Raw genomic sequence first — 18,626 nt, 5'->3', positions numbered from 1 at the left:
GTAGGCTGCCCCGATGGCTGATGTTGTAATCGCAAGCGCTGTTCGTACCCCTATCGGCACCGCCTACAAAGGCACTCTGGCGGCGACAACCGCCCAGCAGCTGTCCGAGGTGGCCGTGGGCGCCGCCCTGGAACGCTCGGGCGTTCCCGGTGAGGCGATCGAGGACCTGGTGATGGGGGAGTCGATGCAGGGCGGCGGCAACATCGCCCGCTACACCGCCATCGAGCTGGGGCTCGACAACGTGCCGGGTGCAGCGATCCAGCGCTGGTGTGCCTCGGGGATGTCGGCGGTGAACTACCTGGCGGCCAACATCGCTGCCGGCATGGTCGAGTGCGGCATCGCGGGCGGCGTCGAGTCCATGTCGCCCGCCCCCGCCACGATGAAGCCCGGTCCCGACGGATCCCCACAGAGCTGGCTGCCCGCCGCCCACCCCGAGACCGACATCACCCCGGCGTTCAACATGGCGATGACCGTGGGGGAGAACACCGCCCGCATCGCCGGCGTCACCCGCGAGCAGGCAGACGAGTGGGCGTTCCACTCCCACCAGCGGGCGATCGCCGCCATCGACAGCGGCTACTTCGATGCCGAACTGGTGTCGGTGCCATTGGGCGACGGCGCCGAGTTCAGCGTCGACGAGCATCCCCGGCGCACTTCCTCGCTGGAGAAGCTGGCCTCGCTTCCCGTGATCAACCCGATGCTCGAAGGGGCGATCGTCACCCCCGGCAACAGCTCCGGCCTTAACGACGCCGCCGCAGCGATGGTGCTGTGCAGCCGGGAGTTCGCCGAAAACCACGGCCTGACGCCGTTGGCGATCGTCCGCTCGTGGGCCTCGGTGGCCGACACCGTGGAGCGCAACGGTCTCGCGCCCACGCTGGCGGTACCCAAGGCGCTCAAGCTGGCCGGCATCGGCATCGGGGACATCGACGCCATCGAGATCAACGAGGCGTTCTCGTCGATGGCGGTCGCCTCGGCCCGGGAGCTGGGCCTCGACGACGAGATCACCAACCAGGTGGGCTCGGGCTGTTCGCTTGGCCACCCGGTCGCCTGCACCGGTGCCCGCATGCTCGTCACGATGGCGCACCAGTTGGCCCGCACCGACAAGCAGTGGGGGGTTGCCACGATGTGCGCAGCGGGTGGCATGGGTGCCGCCACGGTGATCGAGCGAGCCTGACCGCTCGGGTCGCCGGCCGCCCACCCGGCCGCCCACCCGACCGTGACGCAGCCCGGGCCGGTCTGCGCTTGGTCAGGAGGCCCGACGACCGCTACCATTTCCCGGTTCCCCGTTCGCCTGACCGCGGCGCTCGTTGCGAACCCCCGAGCCACTCCGTGGCTCGCCCGTCGCCACGCCGCAATCCTCCGGAGCTCAATATGAAGGCCACCGATTTCATCGACGCCGGTACCGTCCGAGACGACCTGCCGGACTTTGCCGTTGGCGACAACGTGAAGGTTCACGTGAAGGTGGTGGAGGGTCAGAAGGAGCGCATCCAGGTGTTCCATGGCTCGGTCATTCGTCGTGAGCACGGCGGGGTGCACGAGACCTTCACCGTCCGCAAGGTGTCCTACGGCGTCGGCGTCGAGCGCATCTGGCCGGTGCACTGCCCGACGATCGATCACCTCGAGGTGGTCAGCCGCGGCGACGTGCGCAGGGCCAAGCTGTACTACCTGCGCGATCGGGTGGGTAAGCGGGCCAAGATCCGCGAACTGCGCAACTGATACCTCGTACCTGACGTCGGCAACCCGGCCTCGGCGATCCGCTGAGGCTCGCTTCTTCAGTTTGCGGGCTGCACTCCCCGGGGTGCGTGCACCATGTCGGCCGGTGGTCAGAGTCGCCCATGCTGGGGGAATGACCATAAGCGCCGAGCCAACGCCTGGCGGTCCCTCCTCAGGGCGGCCCTCCCGCGACCCCGTCGACCGCTCGCGTCAAGCGCTCGGCGCCTGGGGCGAGGCCAGGGTGGCTCGTTGGTACGAGGCCCGCGGCTACGAGGTGCTCGATCGCAACTGGCGCTGCGCCCGAGGCGAGATCGACCTGGTGGTCGGTCGCCCGGGCGAGGTGGCGATCGTCGAGGTGAAGACCCGCACCAGCGATCGCTTCGGTGTGCCGGCGTTGGCGGTGGGCTACGCCAAGCAGGCGCGGCTACGTCGTCTCGGTGCGGCCTGGCTGGTCGAACACGGCGGAGGGCTCGGTCGGGTGCGCTTCGACGTGGCCTCGGTGCTGGCGGGCGAGGTCTCGGTCATCGAGAGCGCCTTCTGATGGCGGTTGATTTGTTTGGTGGTAGGCGCATACTTAGGCGCATGCCCCGGATTCAGCTGTACCTGCCTGACGATCTGTATCAGCAAGTGAAGGAGTATGACCTGCCGGCATCGAAGCTGTTCCAGAACGCGGTGCGGGAGGAACTCGACCGGAGGGACAAGGTGGCTGCGCTCGAGGTCTACCTCGATGAACTCCGGGCGGAGGTGGGGGAGCCGTCCACCGAGGACTGGGCCTGGGCCGAGGAGATCGTCGATCGGATCGACCTGCACCTCAGCAAATCCGATGGCTAGCCGCATCGCAGTGCTGGACAGTGGTGGCCTCACGCTGCTCGCAACGCGGTCGGTGAGGAGCTTGGCTGTGGCTGTTCTGCTCGAGCGTCGTGGTCACTGGCCACCGGTCGTCTCGACGATGACGATGGTCGAGGCGCTCCAAGGACGACCCGGGCCCGATGCGCCGACCAACCAGTTTTTGAAGTCGTGTCGAATCGAGCCGGTCGTCTCCGAGAGACTGGCCCGACGGGCGGCTCGGCTCCGAACCTCGGCTGGTCGAGGCTCCGCCGTCGACGCGCTGATCGTGGCTCTGGCGGAACCGGGCGGAGTCGTCGTCACCGGGGACAGCAGCGACATCTGCGCGCTGGCCGAGCGGGCAGATGACGTCTATGTCGAGGCGGTCTGAGGATGCACCGAACTACCGTCGCTGCGATGGAACGGCGTTGGAGGCTCGGCATTCGTGCGCTCGCCGTGCTCGTTGGGCTCACGCTTCTGGCTGCGGGTTGCGGCGGGGGCGGTGAGGACTCGACACCCCAGCCGAAACCGAACTCGGTCGAGCCCAACGACGGGCCGACCGTGGCCCGCGGCTCCGAATTTCTGGTCTCGACCGGGAAGCCCGGGCGGCCCACGCACCTGGTCAAAGTCGGTGTCGACGGTCAGCTCGACTGGCCCGAGGACGGCGCCATGATCGGTGGCACCCAGCTGGACGACGGCAGCTGGTTCGTCCTCAACTCCTCGTGCCAGGGAACGTCAGGGGTCTGCGGCGACGTCGGTGGCATCGTCCTGAGCCCGGAAGGTCGGGTGGAGGCGACGGGGGAGCTGTGGGACGAGCCGGGCACCTACGAGGTGGTGGGTTCGAGTGGGTCGCTGGTGCTGGTCTCGGTGCGCACCGACGCGGCGGTCACCGCCTACTGGGTTGATGCCACGACGGTCGAGGAGGTCGATCAGGCCTTTCGTTCGGCACCCTATGACGCAGCGGCCATCCGAGACGCCGCCGAGGCCGCCGGTGGGGAGGCCGAGTACGACACCCCTCGATTTCGGTTCTGCGCCGGTGACGATGCCGTCTACGTGATGTCCTCGCCGGAACATCGCGGGTCGGCCGAGCCCGCGTCGCGCACGGTCGAGGTGATGCCCAGCCCCGCTGGGGCCAAGGCGGGCGACGTGGCCCGACTCTTTGAGCTGGACATCGACAGCTTCGACGCCCGACTGGTCGGCGCAGTGATGTGCGGTGATGGGCGACTGACCAATGTGGCCGTCGGGCCGAGCGAGGATGGAGGCAGCGAGGTGACGCTGGCCGAACTCGATACCGTGACCGGCGAAGCGGAGGAGCGGTCGGTGGTCACCTACGACACGCCGTTGGTCGACCTCTACGGCGGAGGCGACGATCGCGCGCTGCTCAGCGTCGCCGAGCTGGACCGGACGGATGCCGAAGCCGATGTCGAAGGGCCGAACGAGGACCAACCGCCTTCCAAGCTGGTCGTGATCACCACCGTCGGTGAGGTGGTCGATGTGGGCCCGCAGGCCCCGACCGGCCCGGCCTCGATCAGCCTGGACGGCACGATGGTGCTGCAGCCGGACGGCGACAGTGTGCAGGTGGACCGCATCGGCTGAGCGCCGGGCGGATCAGCCGACCCGCACTCGCTTCTGCCAACAACCGTGGTGCCAGTGGCGGCGCAGGTCGGCAGCGCCGTAGGGGACGACCACCACATGGCCCAGGCCCCGGGGCAGCTCACGATGACACCATGGGCAGGTGTAGGCCTTGTTGGCCTGATACGGCTGGACGCGACGAACCTCGACGGCGCCGGGATCGAACGGATCGGGTGGCGCCGGTCGCCGCCGTCGAGCACTCACCCGAGGATGCCCCAGATCACCAGGCCGGCACAGACGATCAGCGCCACCGCCACCAGTAGATAGTCGGCGGGCGTCTTGTCGGACTTGAGATGAGGATTGAATCCCATTGCACCAGTGTGCCCGAAGGGCGGTCCAGCCGGCAGTGCGCCCCGCTCGGCGGGCGCTGCGGCGCAACGCGGGTCGCGCGGCCCGGCCGCCGGGGGTTCCCAGCGTCACCCATCGTTCGTAGGGTCAGTGCACGGCTCGCAGGTGGCCCACACCTCGCCACTCCATGACGAAACCTTCCCTGACGAAACTCGAGGCATCATGCTGGCCACCGTCGCGTCCGCAACCCTGCTCGGTGTCGATGGACGCGGCGTATGGGTCGAGGTACACGTCTCCAAGATGGGACTTCCCCGGTTCGTCATGGTCGGCCTGCCCGATGCGGCGTGCCGGGAGTCGCGCGATCGGATCAGGGCGGCGATCCTCAACGCCGGTCTCACGTTCAGCGGCAGCGAGGTCGTCACGGTCAACCTGGCACCCTCCGGCCTGCGCAAGAGCGGTTCGGCGCTGGACCTGCCGATCGCCATCGCCTACCTGGTCGCCTCCGGTCAGCTCGATGCCGCCGCAGTCGAGAACACCGGCCTGCTCGGCGAACTGGGTCTCGACGGCACGGTGCGCGGCGTGCGGGGTGTGTTGCCGTTGGTCGAGGCCACCGCTGCACCCCGGGTGGTCGTGCCGTCGGAGAATGCCGCCGAAGCGCAGCTGTCCGACCGGCAGATCCTGGTGGGCACCACGCTGGCTGAGGTGGTCGCAGCCCTGGCCGGCGAGGAGCGTTGGCCCGATCCCCCCAAGCTGACGGTGCCACAGGTCACCCCAGGGCCCGACCTGTCCGAGGTGCGCGGTCATCGCGTGGCCAAGCTGGCGATCGAGGTGGCTGCGGGCGGCGGCCACCACCTGCTGATGCTCGGCCCTCCGGGGTCGGGCAAGACGATGCTGGCCCAGCGCAGCATCGGGCTTTTGCCCAACCTCGACTCCGACCGTGGCGCCGAGGTGATCCGGGTGCACTCGGCGGCCGGGTTGTTGTTCGGTCGGGCCTCGTCCGCCGGCAACGGGGCAGCCGCCGGTCCGTTGCGCCGCGGTGCCGAAGGTGAACTGGTCGTCGTGGCCCCGTTTCGGGCCCCCCATCACACCGCCACCGTCGTGTCGCTGGTCGGTGGGGGCAGCGGCCAGATGCGTCCGGGCGAGGTCAGCCTGGCCCACGGTGGTGTGCTGTTTCTGGACGAGTTGGCCGAGTTTCCCGCCCATGCCCTGGATGCCCTGCGACAGCCGTTGGAGGACGGCGCAATCCGGGTGAGCCGGGCCCATGCCACCGTGTCGTTTCCCGCTCGCTGCCTGTTGGTGGCAGCGATGAACCCGTGCCCGTGCGGCTCGGGCACGCCCGAACGGTGCCGTTGCAGCGAACCGGCGCTGCGACGGTACGCCCGGCGCATCTCGGGCCCCCTGCTCGACCGGTTCGACCTGCGGGTGCGGGTCGAGGCGCTCGCCCCGGAGGAGCTGGTCGACGCCCCGGCGGGCGAACCGTCGGCGCAGGTGGCCGAACGGGTGGCGCGGGCGCGTGCAGCCGCCCGGGGTCGCGGCGTTGCGGCCAACCGAGAGCTCGACCTGGAGGCCCTCGAACACCACACCCGGCTGACCCCCGGCGCGCGCGAGGTGCTCGATCAGGCCTTGCGAAGCGGACGGTTGAGCGGGCGGGGCATGGCACGACTGCGGGCCGTGGCCCTGACCTTGCGCGACCTCGGCGGCGCCGATGGCACGCTCGACGAGGCCACGATGCAGGTGGCCTTGGGGTTGCGGGCCGAGGTGGGCATCCAGCTGATGGCGGTGGCGTGATGGGCGATGCAGGTGCCGTCCCGAACGAGCCGTCGACAACCGACCCGGCAGTTGGAAGCGAGACGGCGCTGGCGGCGGCCACTCTGGCCGGCCTTGAGGGGATGGGCATGGGCCTGTTGGCCCGCTGGTGTGCCGACCCGGGACCACACGAAGCCATCGACCGCCTTCGCCGTCTGCGCTCGCCGGTGTGTGATGAGGTCGAGCCCGAACGCTGGCGAACCTGGCAGGGACAGGTGGCCTCATGCGACGCGGTGGCCCGCACGGCTGAGCGTTTGGCCGCAGCCGATGCCCGGGCTGTGATGCCCGGGGAGGAGGGCTACCCGACCCGACTGTCCGACGATCCCCGCGCCCCCGCCGTTCTCCTCCGGCGGGGGCGCGGCGCCGGTCCGGACGAACACGACGCAACCGTCGCAATCATCGGTACCAGGCGCGCATCGCAGGTGGGCCGGGAGGTGGCGGCCGAGCTTGGGGCCGAGCTTGCCGGTCGCTCGATCACCGTGCTGTCCGGCTTGGCGCGCGGGATCGACGCAGCCGCCCATCGGGGCGCCCTTGCTGTCGAGGCCACCGCGGCGATCGGCGTCATCGGCTGCGGCCCCGACGTGATCTATCCGCCCGAACATCGACGCCTGTGGGAGGAGGTGGCGGCGGGAGGTGGGCTGCTGGGGGAGTGGCCGCCTGGCATTCCCCCCAACGCGTGGCGCTTTCCTGCCCGTAACCGGCTACTGGCCGCCCTCGCCGACGTGGTCGTCGTCGTCGAGTCGGCCCGCTCGGGCGGATCGATGCACACGGTACGGGAGGCGATCGATCGTTCCCGGCCCGTGCTGGCGGTGCCCGGATCGGTGCGCTCCCGAGCCTCGGAGGGCACCAACATGTTGATCTCCGAAGGCTGCGACCCGTGCGTCGACGTGCTCGACGTGCTGACGGCGTTGTCCCGTCAGGCGAGCAGTTGCCCACCCGTTCCTCGCCGCCAGCGCCCGCCGTCTCAAACCCCGTTGTTCGACCTGACGGCCGAGATCGGCGACAAACCCGGCCCTCGGACGGACGGCGAGCCGGATAATGACCCCGGCAGCGTCGCTGGCCACGGGTCCGTGCCCGCCGACGATGGCTCGCACCCCACCGGCGAGGGGTTCGACCCGATCGAAACGGCGGTGTTGGATGCTGCGGGGTGGCAGCGCGTCAGCCTGGAGCGCATCGCCGATGCCCTGGATTCGGTGCAGGTCGACGTCAGCCTGGTCGACGTCGCCGCAGCGGTTGGTCGCTTGTGCCACCGGGGCGCGCTGGTCGAGCGAGAGGGTTGGTTCGAGGCGACGGGGCGGGGTTCGTGAACGCCGATGGTGCCCCAATCGAGAAGCCCGGCCACGAACCTGGCCGGCGCGCCGAGAGACCACCGAAGCCACCCCCGAGGTCGGTACCCTGTGCCCCATCGCCGCTCACGTCAGTCCCGACGCATCGTGGCGCCTCGACGAGGTGGTCGGCGGCGCCTCGCTCGCTCCGTCCACCCGGGCGGCATACCGACGTGACCTCGAGGGGTTCATCGACCACTGCGGCGCATCGGGCATCACCCGGCCCGACCAGCTGGGGCGCGACGACGTGCGGGCCTGGCTGCGAAGACGCGCCGACGATGGGCTGGCCCCGGCCACCCTGGCTCGATCGCTGGCCTCGGTGCGGCATCTGGTTCGATGGCACCGCCGGGAGGGAACGCTCGAGGGCGACCCCACCGCCGGGCTCAGCGCTCCTCGGGGCGCCCAGCGCCTACCCCGCGTGCTGCGCGCCGACGAGCTTGGCCAATTGCTCGACGAGGACGCCAACCCCGAACGCCCGACCGCGGCCCGCGACGACGCCATCCTCGAGCTGTTGTACGGCTCCGGGCTGCGGGTGTCTGAGCTGTGCGGCATCGACCTGGGCGATCTCGACCTTGAGCGCGGCCTGGTCCGCGTCCTGGGCAAGGGCTCCAAGGAGCGCCTGGTGCCGGTCGGGGACGCTGCGGTGGCGGCACTCAGGGCACACGTCGCAAGCGCCGAGGCCCAGCTCGTCGGCGACGGTCCGGCCCACCTGGCCGCCGGCTGCGGGCCGGAGCTGTTCCGCAACGCCCGTGGCAAGCGGTTGGCCCCCCGCGACGTTCGGCGCATCGTCGATCGCCGCTCGCCCGTTCTCACCCATCCCCATGCGCTCCGTCACAGTTTCGCCACCCACCTGCTCGACGGTGGGGCCGATCTGCGTTCGGTACAAGAGCTGCTGGGCCATGCCGACCTGGAGACGACCCAGATCTATACGCACGTCAGCCGGGAACGCATGCGGGCCGCCGTGCACTCCGCACACCCCAGAGCCTGATCGAAGCGTTGCGGTGCCCTCACCCGCGACGCTGAGCGGGTGAGGCGCCGTGCTGCGCGCAGCCTTGGTGGTGCTGGCGCTGTCGACGACGCCGTTGCCGTCGGCCGTGTCGTTCCGGTCGGAGAGCGACGTCCGGCCGATGCGCAACGCCAGCATTGCCGCTGACGCCCCCAGGTCATTCGACCAGCCGTCGCAGCCCCAAGATCGCCAGGTGGACAGCGGTCCCCGCTGGGATGGATCTCGACCCCGTTTCGTCCCGCCGGTGGACGCGCCGGTGGCCGACCCGTTTCGGGCGCCGGAGGGGCCCTATGGGCCCGGCAACCGCGGCATCGAGTACGCAACGGCACCGGGAACTGCGGTGCGGGCGATCGGGTCGGGCGTCGTCGCCTTCGCCGGATCGGTGGCTGGACGCGGTGTGGTCTCGATCGATCACCCGTCCGGGTTGCGCAGCACCTACTCCGGCCTCGCCCAGATCACCGTTGTCGTCGGGGCTCCGGTTGCCCAGCGCGACTTGGTGGGGCGCACCGCGACGCACCTGCACCTCGGGTTGCGCGACGGGCGGCGCTACCTCGACCCGGCCGCCTTCTTCGGCGGCGCCCGGGCGGTCCTGGTCGAATAGACGGGGCCTCGCCGTCGAGTGGGTGGCCCCTGTGCCCAAGGGTTAGCATCTCCGGTCGGCCCAAACGGGTCGATCACCCAACCCATCACCACCCGGGCGCACCTTCGGTCGCCTTGCGCGCATCGCCCCCGGGATTCGTCGAACCGAAGGAAGGAACCACCACCATGGCCCCAGTAGTCACCATGAAGGAACTCCTCGATGCGGGCGTCCACTTCGGACACCAGACCCGCCGTTGGAACCCGAAGATGCAGCGCTTCATTTACGGGGAGCGCAACGGCATCTACCTCATCGACCTTCGCCAGACCCTCGAGCGGGTCCGTGACTCGTACATCTTCGTGCGGGACCTGGTGGCCGACGGTGGTTCGGTGATGTTCATCGGTACCAAGAAGCAGGCCCAGGACTCGGTGCAGAGCTACGCCGAGCGGTGCGGCATGCCCTATGTCAACCAGCGCTGGCTGGGCGGCATGCTGACCAACTTTGAGACCATCTCCAAGCGGATCTCAAAGATGAAGGAGTACCAGCGCATGCGCGACTCCGGTGAGTTTGAGGCCATGCCTAAGAAGGAAGCGCTGCTGCTCACCCGCGAGCTGGCCAAGCTGGAGCGTTACCTGTATGGCATCCGCGACCTGGAGTCGCTGCCGGACGCGGTGTTCATCCTGGACACCAAGAAGGAAGACATCGCGGTGACCGAGGCCAACAAGCTGGGCCTGCCGATCGTTGCGGTGGTCGATACCAACTGCGACCCGGACATCATCAGCTACGTGATTCCGGGCAACGACGACGCCATCCGCTCGGGCGCCCTGATGAGCCGCGTGATCTCCGACGCGGTCAACGAGGGTCGCCAGATCCGCAACAAGCGCGGCCACGGCGAACCCAAGGATGCAGGTGGCGCCCCCGAGGCCCCCAAGCCCGTCGAGCGCACGCCCGAAGAGCAGGCCGCGCACCAGGCCGCCCAGGATCAGGCCCGGAACGAGGCTGCTGCCCAGGCCGCCGAGCGCGAGCGCCGTCTCAACGAGCCCCTCGAGTCGCCGGCGAAGGATGCAGGGGCTGCGAAGGCCTCCGAGGATCAGAGCTCCGAGACCGTGGCCGAGCCTGCGCCGGTGGAGGAGGCCGAGGTCAAGGTTGCGCCCGAGGCCTCACCGGCCGACGTCGCCGCAGTGGCTGCCGAAGACGAAAAGAACACCGAGGAAGCCAAGCAGGCGGAGGAAGCATGAGCGAGGTCACCGCCAAGGACGTCAAGTCGCTGCGCGATGCCACCGGCGCCGGGATGATGGATGCCAAGCGCGCCCTGGTGGCCGCCGACGGCGACCGTGACAAGGCCGCCCGGATCCTGCGGGAAAAGGGCCTGACCAAGGTCGCGGCGCTCGAGGACCGAGAGAACAATGAGGGCGCCGTCGCCATGGCGACCGAAGGCAACTCCGCTGCGATGGTGCAGCTGAAATCCGAGACCGACTTCTCGGCGAAGGCCGATGACTTCATCGAACTGGCTCAGAAGATGGCGGATGCCGTCCTGGCACGCGGGCCCGAGGCCGTCTCCGAGCTCAACGACGAGCTCGACAGCCTGAAGCTGGCCAAGCGCGAGAACATCGAGATCGGCTCGGCGGTGCGTTTCGAGGCCGCCGACGGCAACCTGCTGGACGCCTACCTGCACGTCCAGGACGGCCGCGGCGTCAACGGCGTGCTGTTGGAGGTCACCGGCACCGACGACGCCGAACTGGCCCACGAAGTGGCCCTGCACGTCGCCTTTGCCAAGCCGACGGCGATGACCCGCGATGAGGTCTCCTCCGATCTGGCCGCCAAGGCCTTGCAGAGCTTCGAGGAGCTGACGCGCAAGGAGGGCAAGCCCGAACAGGCCGTGCCCAAGATCGTTCAAGGCCGTATGTCCTCCTGGTACGCCGAGCGGGTGCTTCCGGAACAAGGAATGTTCGGCGAGAAGCAGACCGTCGACGAGCGCCTCGGTGAGGCCAGCGTCGTTCGCTTCGCTCAGGCGATCATCGGCGAGTCCTAACGCCGGTTGACGATGTCGGGTCCGGCGCACTGGTCGTCCGGGCCCAACCGCGCAAGGATGGAGACGTGATGGAGAAGCCACGCTGGTCCCGGGTACTGCTGAAGCTTTCGGGTGAGGCATTCGCCGGCGAGGCCGGCAACGGCATCGACGGCGACGTGGTCACCCGCCTGGCCACCGACATCGTCAACGTCAAGGCGCGCTTCGACGTGGCCCTGGCCGTCGTCGTCGGTGGCGGCAACATCTGGCGGGGCCTGACCGGCGCAGGCGCCGGCATGGATCGGGCCCAGGCCGACTACATGGGCATGCTGGCGACCGCGATCAACGCGCTGGCGCTCCAGGAGACGCTGGAGCGCCTGGGCCAGGAGACCCGGGTCCAGTCGGCGATCCACATGCAGCAGGTGGCCGAGCCCTACATCCGGCGGCGGGCCATGCGGCACCTGGAGAAGGACCGCGTGGTCATCTTCGCCGCCGGCACCGGCAACCCGTTCTTCACCACCGACACCGCCGCTGCGCTGCGGGCGGTCGAGATCGACGCCGAGGTGATGCTGAAGGGCACCCACTCCGGCACCGAGGGCGTCTATACGGCGGACCCCAAGCTGGATCCGGACGCAGAGCTGCTGCGGGAGGTCAGCTACCTCGACGTGCTGTCGAAGGGCCTCAACGTGATGGACTCCACCGCCACCAGCCTGTGCATGGACAACGAACTGCCGATCGTCGTGTTCGACCTGATGGGCGCCGGCAACCTGACCGGGCTGCTGGCCGGCGAGGATATCGGCACGCTCGTCAGCTAGCTGGGCTGCCGCTTGGCGGCGGGCGTCCGTGCCGATGTGGCACCCGTCCCCGCTCTGTGCGTTCGGCCTCGGTAGTGTGGGCTGAGACATGAGCGAAGAACTGGTGACCCTCATTTGCGATGATGCCTCGGAGCGCATGGAGCGCGCCGTGGCCCACACCCGGTCCGACCTGGCGTCGATTCGAACCGGTCGGGCCAGCCCGGCGCTGGTCGAGAAGCTGCCGGTCGACTACTACGGCTCGATAGTGCCGCTGCAACAGCTGGCGTCCTTCTCGGTCCCCGACGCTCGCATGCTGGTCGTCACCCCCTTCGACAAGGGTTCGATGGGGGCGGTCGAGCGGGCGATCCAGGAATCCAACCTGGGGTTGAACCCGAGCAACGACGGCGTCAACATCCGCCTCGCCTTTCCGCAGCTCACCGAGGAGCGGCGCAAGGAGTTCGTGCGTCTCGCTCGTCAGAAGGCAGAGGACGGCAAGAACTCGCTGCGCGGCACCAGGCGAGACGCCCGCAAGGAGGTCGAATCGCTTGAGAAGGCCGGCGACATCTCCGAGGACGAACTGCACCGCGCCATCGAGCGCATCGACAAGGTGGCGAAGGCGTTCGAGATCCAGGTGGACCAGGCGATCGACGCCAAGACCACCGATTTGATGGAGGTCTGATGACGATGGTGGGTGGGCAACCACGCTGGACCCTCCGGCCGCTTCGTGCGGCACGGCCAGACGAGGCAGGGGAGTAGCGCCATGGCAGGACCAGACGACGACGATCCGTTTGCATCGTGGTTCGATGAGAGCGACACCGGTTCGCTCGTGCGACCGGAGGATGCAGCCGGGCCGGACGACGGCTTCGAGTTGCCCGACTGGTCGGCGCCCCCGACCGGGCAGGTGCCCTCTGTGGTGAGCACCGGCCAGAACGAGCCGGCGACCGGACCGGTGTATCGGGGCGAGAGCCAAACCCGGGGCGATGATGTGCCGATGGCCTTCGATGATCTTGCCGATACCCACCTTCGCGTGGGCGCCCTCGACGACGAGGGGCAGGATCCCGAGGACAACCCGTATCTGTCGGACAACTACTCGATCGACCCCGGTCAGCAGCCTCGGGTGAGCGACCCGGAGGGCGACGGCCCCTCGACCGAGGTGTCCGCCTCGCTGGTGCCACCGCCGCCCGGACGGAGCGCTCCCCGCGCACGAGAGGAGCCGGCTCCCCGCCGTCCCGCTCCCGTTCCCGATGGGCCCCGGCGCGCCCCGGCAGGCCCCGCAGGGCCGCGCACCTCCTCGTCCTCCGCTCCACCCCAGGCACCCGGGGGTCCACGCCCATCCCGCCGTCCATCCCCCGACCAGGGCAACGGTCCGCCCTCCGGACGGCAGCGTCGTCCGGCGCCCGCCCCTGACGACGGCGGCCGTCCCTCGCCGACCCCTCGAGCCCGTCGGCCCGAGGACGAGAGCAGCGGGGATCGGAACCTTCCCCAGGCGATCATGGTCGGCGTCGGTCTGGTGGCCGTCGGCATCTTGGCGTTCTGGCTCGGCCAAATTCCGGCGATGATCCTCATCGTCGTCGTACTCGGGGTGTCGGGCACCGAGATGATGGGTGCGCTGCACCGCGGTGGCTATACCCCGGCCGGACTGGTCGGCCTCGCCGGCATCGTCGGCCTGGTCATCGGTGCCTACCAGGTGGGTTCCGCGGCCTATCCGATCGTGCTGGGCCTGGCGGCCATGTCCGGCATGATGTGGTACCTGTTCGTCTCCCCGGGGGACCAACCGGTTCAAAACCTCGGCGCAACGATGCTCGGCATGCTCTACGTCGGTGGCCTCGGCAGCTTCGCTGCCCTGCTGATCGGCCTCGGTCGCGCCTCCCCCGATGGCAAGGGCGGCGCCTGGTTGCTCTTCGGTGCGGTCGTCGCAGCGGTCACCTACGACACCGCCGGCTACTTCATCGGTAAGACGCTGGGGGCGTCACCGCTCGGCGGTGCCCTGCGCGCCGTTAGCCCCAACAAAACCCAGGAAGGCCTGCTCGGTGGAGTGGTCGTGTCGATCCTCGTCACGTTCATCTACCTGACGGTCACCTCGCCGGGGCTGCTCGGCAGCGAGAGCTTCTCCACCCGCACGGCCCTGTTCGCGGTGTTGTGTCCCCTGGCTGCCCCGTTGGGCGACCTGGCCGAGTCGATGCTCAAGCGCGATCTTCAGGTCAAGGACATGGGCACGGTGCTGCCGTCCCACGGCGGCGTGCTCGATCGCTTCGACGCACTGCTGTTCGTGCTGCCGGTTGCGTACTTCGTCACCGTCACCGGCTGGTAAGGGCAGAGCCCACATGATCGATCGAGCTCGGGCAGAGCCCGCATGATCAACGTTGCGGTGCTGGGTTCGACCGGCTCGATCGGCACCCAGACCCTCGACGTCATCGCCACCGAGCCCGAGCGGTTTCGTGTCGCTTCGCTGAGCGCCCATGGATCGGTCGAGGCGGTGGCCGCCCAGGCGGCGGCGGTCCGGCCCGACGTCGTGGTGCTGACCGACGCCAGCCGCGCTGGCGAGCTGGCAGGGCTGCTTCCCGTCGGCGTCGACCTCGAAGTGGGCCCCGAAGCGTTGGAGGCCGCCGCCGCCGTCGCCGACGTGGTGATCAACGGAGTGGTCGGCTTCGCCGGCTTGGGGGTCACGCTGGCCACTCTCAACGCCGGCAAGCGCCTGGGACTGGCCAACAAGGAAAGCCTGATCGCCGGCGGCCCGGTCGTGCAGCGGGCTCGGGCCACCCCGGGCGCCGAGCTGGTGCCGGTCGACTCCGAACACTGCGCCATTCATCAGTGCCTGCGGGCCAACGACATCCCGGAGCGGCTGGCCCGGGTGGTGTTGACTGCGTCGGGCGGGCCGTTCCGCGGTCGCAGCATTGAGGACCTGGCCGACGTGACCGTCGAGGAGGCCCTCGCCCACCCGACGTGGTCGATGGGGCCCAAGATCACGATCGACTCGTCCACCCTGATGAACAAGGGGCTGGAGGTGATCGAGGCCCACGAGCTGTTCGGTGTTGGATACGACCACATCGACGTGGTCGTGCACCCGCAGTCCATCGTGCACTCGATGGCAGCGTTCTCCGACGGCACGACGATGGCCCAGGTGTCGATGCCCGACATGCGCTTGCCGATCGGGTATGCGCTGGCCTACCCCGACCGCCTCGGCACCGCCTTCGGCGGCATGGACTGGACGCAGGCGGTCACGCTCGACTTCGAGCCGCCCGACCGGCACACGTTCCGCTGCCTCGACCTGGCCTACGCCGCCGGGCGTTTGGGCGAGACGGCCCCGGCCTGGTTGTCGGCGGCCAACGAGGTGGTTGTTGAGGCCTTTCTCAGCGGGGGGCTCCGGTGGACACAGATCGCCGAGCTGACCGACGAGGCACTGGGCCAGTGGGATGGCACACTGGCCGACAGCGTTGATGCCGTGCTGCATGCCGACCGGCAGGCACGCCAGGTGACCGACCGCATCATCGCCCGCCGCCGTTGAGGAGACTTCCGCCTGATGACCGACGTGAGCGATACCCGCAGCACGCTGCCCGACGAGCCTCCGGCCGAGGGCGCTGATCAACCGACGAACGAGCGGAAGTCCAAGGCCGGAACGACCGTGACGAGCACCAACACGGTGCCGGACGGAACGCTGGACGAGCCGGACATGGAACGGGCCGGGGTCTGGCGCCTGGCGCTGGTCGTCGCTGCGCTGGTCGCCCTGTGGTGGTGGCAGGGATGGGCCCTCGTCGTCGTGATCCTGGCCCTGCTGTTCATGATCACCATGCACGAGCTGGGCCACTACCTCATGGCCAAGCGGGCCGGCATGAAGGTCACGCAGTTCTTCATCGGCTTCGGGCCCCGGATCTGGTCGACCCAACGAGGCGAGACCGAGTACGGCATCCGAGCCATCCCCGCCGGTGCTTTCGTCAAGGTGCCAGGCATGCTGCGCGACGAGGAGGTGTCGGCCTCGGACGAGGCCCGCTCCTACCGCCAGGCCTCCTTCAAGGATCGGGTGGCGATGGCATCGGCCGGTTCGGCCATGCACTTTTTGATGGCCTTCATCTTGTTGTTCGCCCACTTCGCCTTCTTCGACCAGGCCGATCCGGACGTGTGGTCGGTCGAGTCGGTCGTGCCGGGTTCGGCCGCCGCCGAGGCCGGCATGGCATCGGGCGACCGGGTGCTCTCGGTCGACGGCGCCAAGGTCGGTGGCCAGGAGGACCTCAGCGACGAGGTACGCGCCCGTCCGGGCGAGACGGTACCGATCGTCGTCGAACGGGACGGCAAGACCCTGGACCTGACGGCCACCCTCGGTACCCGGGCGTCGGTCATCGGCACGGTGGGGGAGGACCTCAGCCTGTTCTTCATCGGCGACCAGGCGGTCGTCAAGGGCTACGGCGAGCGCGGCGACAAGGCGGGCCTCAGCGAGGACGCCGTCATCACCGAGATCAACGACGTGCCGATCAACTCGGCGGTCGACCTGAAGGCCGCCACCAAGGCAGCGGCAGGCGGGGTGCTGGAGATCGACTACGTGGCCGATGGCGAAACACGCACCCAGAGCACCTACCTGAAGCTCGGCAAGGCGGTCGCCGCCACCGAGCCCGAAGGCATGATCGGCACGACATCGGGATACGCCGAGGTTGGCAAAAACCCGGTCGAGGCGGCCGGCGCCTCGGTGACCACCTTCTGGCAGCTGTCGCGGGACTCGGTCACCGGCCTGGTGACCGTGTTGAACCCGGCCAACCTGGTCGACTTCTTCGGTCGGGCGGCCACCACCGGGCCCTCCGGCGGCAACGTGTCGGACGAGCCGACCCCGGCTGCGACCGCCCGCCAGGCGAGCATGGAGCAGGACGCAACCCGTCCGATGAGCCTGATCGGCGCCACCTCGATCGCCACCGGGCTTGCCGAGGTGGACTGGGGGCAACTGCTGCTGCTGCTCGCCGTGCTCAACATCTTCATCGGGTTGTTCAACTTGGTGCCCCTGTTGCCGTTCGACGGGGGGCACATCGCCATCGCCTTCTACGAGCGCATTCGCGAGAAGTTGAAGGGCGACGGCCGTCGCTACTTCATCGACCCCGCCAAGATGTACCCGGTGGCGGTGATCGTGGTCGGCGTGTTGGGGCTGCTCTTCCTCAGTACGGTGTATATGGACGTGGTGAGCCCGATCAAACTCTGATCCCGGCAGACCCGGAACGACCAAGCACGAGGACGGTCCAGCTATCGGGCGGTCCCAGACAAAGGACGGCATGGACCCAGGAGCTTCCAGCACCATCAAACGTCGGCCGACCCGCAGGATCATGGTGGGCGACGTGCCCGTCGGCGACGGCGCCCCCGTCAGCGTCCAGTCGATGACGATCACCAAGACCGCCGACGTCGATGGGACCCTGGCCCAGATCTACGCCCTGGCCGCTGCCGGGGCCGACATCGTGCGCTGTACCTGCAACGACGCCGAGGCCGCCGAGGGTCTGGCGAGAATTGTGCCCCGCAGCCCGGTGCCGATCGTCGCCGACATCCACCATCAGTACAAGATGGCGCTCGCCGCCTTAGAGGCGGGGGTGGCATGCCTGCGGCTCAACCCGGGCAACATCCGCCGCCCCGAGCACATCAAGACCGTCGCCATGGAAGCCAAGGACCGGGGGGTGCCGATCCGTATCGGCGTCAACGGCGGCTCGCTCGATCCCAAGCTGTACGAGCGTTATGGCGGCAAGGTCACCCCCGAGGCGATGGTCGAATCGGCACAGATGGAGATGGCCTACTTCGACGAGGTGGGCTTCGAGGACATCAAGATCTCGGTCAAGGCCTCCAACGTGCCCCTGATGATCGAGGCCTACCGCCAGCTGGCCGACGTCACCGACCACCCGCTGCACCTGGGGGTCACCGAGGCCGGTCCGCTGCCCGGTGGCTACATCAAGGCCACCGCCGGCATCGCCACGCTGCTCGCCGAGGGCATCGGCGACACGATCCGCTATTCGCTCACCGCCGATCCGGTGGAGGAGGTGCGCGCCGGCCGTCAGCTGCTCGAGGCGATGGGCCTACGCGAGCGCAAAGGCGTTGACCTGATCGCGTGTCCGTCGTGTGGTCGGGCCGAGGTGGATGTGATCGGCGTGGCCGAGCGGGCCCAGAAGGCATTCGGCGAACGCCAGATCCCGTTGCAGGTAGCTGTGATGGGCTGCGTGGTCAACGGGCCGGGCGAAGCCCGCGACGCCGACTTGGGCATCGCCGCCGGCAACAAGCGGGGCCACCTGTTCGTCAAAGGCGAGAACGTGGCGGTCGTGCCCGAGGACGAGATGGTCGACACCCTGGTCGAGTGGGCCGATTACATCGTCGAGCACGGCACCGAAGCGGCCCTCGATCGGGCCCGCAGCACCAAGTCGGAGGCCAAGAAGGCAGCGGCCGAGGACCGGGCCCGCAACCTGGGCGAACGGGGCGACGACGCCAATGACTCCGAGGCGGTCGTCGAGCTGATCCGCAAGACCACCTGAGCCGGGCCGCACACGCACGCACGCACGCACCCACCCACCCACCCACCCAACCGAAGTCGGGAGTGGAAACGACCGTCTGGGCGCGCTTTGGGCTCCCCGGTTCGGAACCCTTGTGGAAGTCGGGAGTGGAAACGACCGTCTGGGCGCGCTTTGGGCTCCCCGGTTCGGCG

Annotated in this window: 18 protein-coding genes and 1 pseudogene; 18 read left to right on the top strand and 1 reads right to left on the bottom strand. The window is 69.1% G+C overall.

The window, feature by feature from the left end; genetic code table 11:
* The first annotated feature begins 13 nt into the window (after positions 1-13).
* From PKD89_RS03665 to PKD89_RS03640, 6 genes are all read left to right on the top strand, one after another.
* Positions 14-1,171, top strand: coding sequence for a thiolase family protein (locus PKD89_RS03665; protein WP_324332278.1), 1,158 nt, complete (start codon positions 14-16; stop codon positions 1,169-1,171).
* 197 nt (positions 1,172-1,368) lie between these two features.
* Positions 1,369-1,713, top strand: a complete 345-nt coding sequence (gene rplS / locus PKD89_RS03660) for a 50S ribosomal protein L19 (protein ID WP_287392583.1) — start codon at positions 1,369-1,371, stop codon at positions 1,711-1,713.
* Between the two features lie 130 nt (positions 1,714-1,843).
* Positions 1,844-2,251: a YraN family protein gene (locus PKD89_RS03655; RefSeq protein ID WP_289011675.1), complete on the top strand. Its 408-nt coding sequence runs from the start codon at positions 1,844-1,846 to the stop codon at positions 2,249-2,251.
* Positions 2,252-2,292: 41 nt separating this feature from the next.
* Positions 2,293-2,541 carry a hypothetical protein gene (locus PKD89_RS03650; RefSeq protein ID WP_287374253.1) on the top strand — a complete coding sequence of 83 codons (249 nt, stop codon included), beginning with the start codon at positions 2,293-2,295 and terminating at the stop codon, positions 2,539-2,541.
* Positions 2,542-2,608: 67 nt separating this feature from the next.
* On the top strand, positions 2,609-2,926 hold the full coding sequence (locus PKD89_RS03645) for a PIN domain-containing protein (protein WP_289011676.1): 318 nt from the start codon (positions 2,609-2,611) through the stop codon (positions 2,924-2,926).
* A gap of 26 nt (positions 2,927-2,952) precedes the next feature.
* Complete coding sequence (locus PKD89_RS03640; protein WP_289011677.1) at positions 2,953-4,131, top strand: hypothetical protein; 1,179 nt, start codon at positions 2,953-2,955, stop codon at positions 4,129-4,131.
* 12 nt (positions 4,132-4,143) lie between these two features.
* On the opposite strand, the gene PKD89_RS03635 is transcribed toward PKD89_RS03640, so the two are convergent.
* Positions 4,144-4,371 carry a hypothetical protein gene (locus PKD89_RS03635; RefSeq protein ID WP_287374250.1) on the bottom strand — a complete coding sequence of 76 codons (228 nt, stop codon included), beginning with the start codon at positions 4,369-4,371 and terminating at the stop codon, positions 4,144-4,146.
* Positions 4,372-4,677: 306 nt separating this feature from the next.
* Between PKD89_RS03635 and PKD89_RS03630 the strand changes: the two genes are divergently transcribed.
* The 12 genes and pseudogenes from PKD89_RS03630 to ispG all read left to right on the top strand — a co-directional run bounded on the left by PKD89_RS03630 (position 4,678) and on the right by ispG (position 18,456).
* Entirely contained in the window at positions 4,678-6,243 is a 1,566-nt protein-coding gene (locus PKD89_RS03630) for a YifB family Mg chelatase-like AAA ATPase (protein ID WP_289011678.1), read from the top strand.
* On the top strand, positions 6,243-7,568 hold the full coding sequence (locus PKD89_RS03625; RefSeq protein ID WP_289011679.1) for a DNA-processing protein DprA: 1,326 nt from the start codon (positions 6,243-6,245) through the stop codon (positions 7,566-7,568). Before PKD89_RS03630 ends, PKD89_RS03625 begins: the two co-directional genes overlap by 1 nt.
* 142 nt (positions 7,569-7,710) lie before the next feature.
* Positions 7,711-8,574: a tyrosine recombinase XerC gene (locus PKD89_RS03620; protein WP_289011680.1), complete on the top strand. Its 864-nt coding sequence runs from the start codon at positions 7,711-7,713 to the stop codon at positions 8,572-8,574.
* A 49-nt stretch (positions 8,575-8,623) separates the two neighbouring features.
* Positions 8,624-9,193 carry a murein hydrolase activator EnvC family protein gene (locus PKD89_RS03615; RefSeq protein ID WP_289011681.1) on the top strand — a complete coding sequence of 190 codons (570 nt, stop codon included), beginning with the start codon at positions 8,624-8,626 and terminating at the stop codon, positions 9,191-9,193.
* 164 nt (positions 9,194-9,357) lie between these two features.
* Positions 9,358-10,179: pseudogene (rpsB, locus tag PKD89_RS03610) on the top strand (30S ribosomal protein S2); the annotation flags it as partial.
* Positions 10,180-10,403: 224 nt separating this feature from the next.
* The gene (tsf, locus tag PKD89_RS03605) at positions 10,404-11,201 is read left to right on the top strand and encodes a translation elongation factor Ts (RefSeq protein ID WP_287392561.1); all 798 of its coding nucleotides are present in this window, start codon (positions 10,404-10,406) and stop codon (positions 11,199-11,201) included.
* A 68-nt stretch (positions 11,202-11,269) separates the two neighbouring features.
* Positions 11,270-11,992 carry a UMP kinase gene (pyrH, locus tag PKD89_RS03600; RefSeq protein WP_287392558.1) on the top strand — a complete coding sequence of 241 codons (723 nt, stop codon included), beginning with the start codon at positions 11,270-11,272 and terminating at the stop codon, positions 11,990-11,992.
* An 88-nt stretch (positions 11,993-12,080) separates the two neighbouring features.
* On the top strand, positions 12,081-12,650 hold the full coding sequence (gene frr, locus PKD89_RS03595; RefSeq protein WP_287374241.1) for a ribosome recycling factor: 570 nt from the start codon (positions 12,081-12,083) through the stop codon (positions 12,648-12,650).
* 81 nt (positions 12,651-12,731) lie between these two features.
* Complete coding sequence (locus PKD89_RS03590; RefSeq protein ID WP_289011683.1) at positions 12,732-14,282, top strand: phosphatidate cytidylyltransferase; 1,551 nt, start codon at positions 12,732-12,734, stop codon at positions 14,280-14,282.
* Between the two features lie 42 nt (positions 14,283-14,324).
* A complete protein-coding gene (gene dxr / locus PKD89_RS03585) occupies positions 14,325-15,476 on the top strand; it encodes a 1-deoxy-D-xylulose-5-phosphate reductoisomerase (RefSeq protein WP_289011684.1) in 1,152 nt (383 codons plus the stop codon).
* A gap of 15 nt (positions 15,477-15,491) precedes the next feature.
* Positions 15,492-17,150 carry a M50 family metallopeptidase gene (locus PKD89_RS03580; protein ID WP_287374238.1) on the top strand — a complete coding sequence of 553 codons (1,659 nt, stop codon included), beginning with the start codon at positions 15,492-15,494 and terminating at the stop codon, positions 17,148-17,150.
* 70 nt (positions 17,151-17,220) lie between these two features.
* The gene (ispG, locus tag PKD89_RS03575) at positions 17,221-18,456 is read left to right on the top strand and encodes a flavodoxin-dependent (E)-4-hydroxy-3-methylbut-2-enyl-diphosphate synthase (RefSeq protein ID WP_287374237.1); all 1,236 of its coding nucleotides are present in this window, start codon (positions 17,221-17,223) and stop codon (positions 18,454-18,456) included.
* The last annotated feature ends 170 nt before the right edge of the window (positions 18,457-18,626 follow it).

It is taken from the genome of Candidatus Neomicrothrix sp. (assembly GCF_035329545.1).
Lineage (GTDB): Bacteria > Actinomycetota > Acidimicrobiia > Acidimicrobiales > Microtrichaceae > Microthrix > Microthrix subdominans.
This window is presented reverse-complemented; position numbering and strand designations above follow the sequence as displayed.

Coding starts and splice junctions, on each gene's coding strand:
- pyrH (WP_287392558.1), top strand. CDS start 11,270: ATGGAGAAGCCACGCTGGTCCCGGGTACTGCTGAAGCTTTCGGGTGAG.
- rplS (WP_287392583.1), top strand. CDS start 1,369: ATGAAGGCCACCGATTTCATCGACGCCGGTACCGTCCGAGACGACCTG.
- PKD89_RS03625 (WP_289011679.1), top strand. CDS start 6,243: ATGGGCGATGCAGGTGCCGTCCCGAACGAGCCGTCGACAACCGACCCG.
- PKD89_RS03665 (WP_324332278.1), top strand. CDS start 14: ATGGCTGATGTTGTAATCGCAAGCGCTGTTCGTACCCCTATCGGCACC.
- PKD89_RS03650 (WP_287374253.1), top strand. CDS start 2,293: ATGCCCCGGATTCAGCTGTACCTGCCTGACGATCTGTATCAGCAAGTG.
- dxr (WP_289011684.1), top strand. CDS start 14,325: ATGATCAACGTTGCGGTGCTGGGTTCGACCGGCTCGATCGGCACCCAG.
- PKD89_RS03655 (WP_289011675.1), top strand. CDS start 1,844: ATGACCATAAGCGCCGAGCCAACGCCTGGCGGTCCCTCCTCAGGGCGG.
- PKD89_RS03640 (WP_289011677.1), top strand. CDS start 2,953: ATGGAACGGCGTTGGAGGCTCGGCATTCGTGCGCTCGCCGTGCTCGTT.
- PKD89_RS03580 (WP_287374238.1), top strand. CDS start 15,492: ATGACCGACGTGAGCGATACCCGCAGCACGCTGCCCGACGAGCCTCCG.
- tsf (WP_287392561.1), top strand. CDS start 10,404: ATGAGCGAGGTCACCGCCAAGGACGTCAAGTCGCTGCGCGATGCCACC.
- ispG (WP_287374237.1), top strand. CDS start 17,221: ATGGACCCAGGAGCTTCCAGCACCATCAAACGTCGGCCGACCCGCAGG.
- frr (WP_287374241.1), top strand. CDS start 12,081: ATGAGCGAAGAACTGGTGACCCTCATTTGCGATGATGCCTCGGAGCGC.
- PKD89_RS03630 (WP_289011678.1), top strand. CDS start 4,678: ATGCTGGCCACCGTCGCGTCCGCAACCCTGCTCGGTGTCGATGGACGC.
- PKD89_RS03590 (WP_289011683.1), top strand. CDS start 12,732: ATGGCAGGACCAGACGACGACGATCCGTTTGCATCGTGGTTCGATGAG.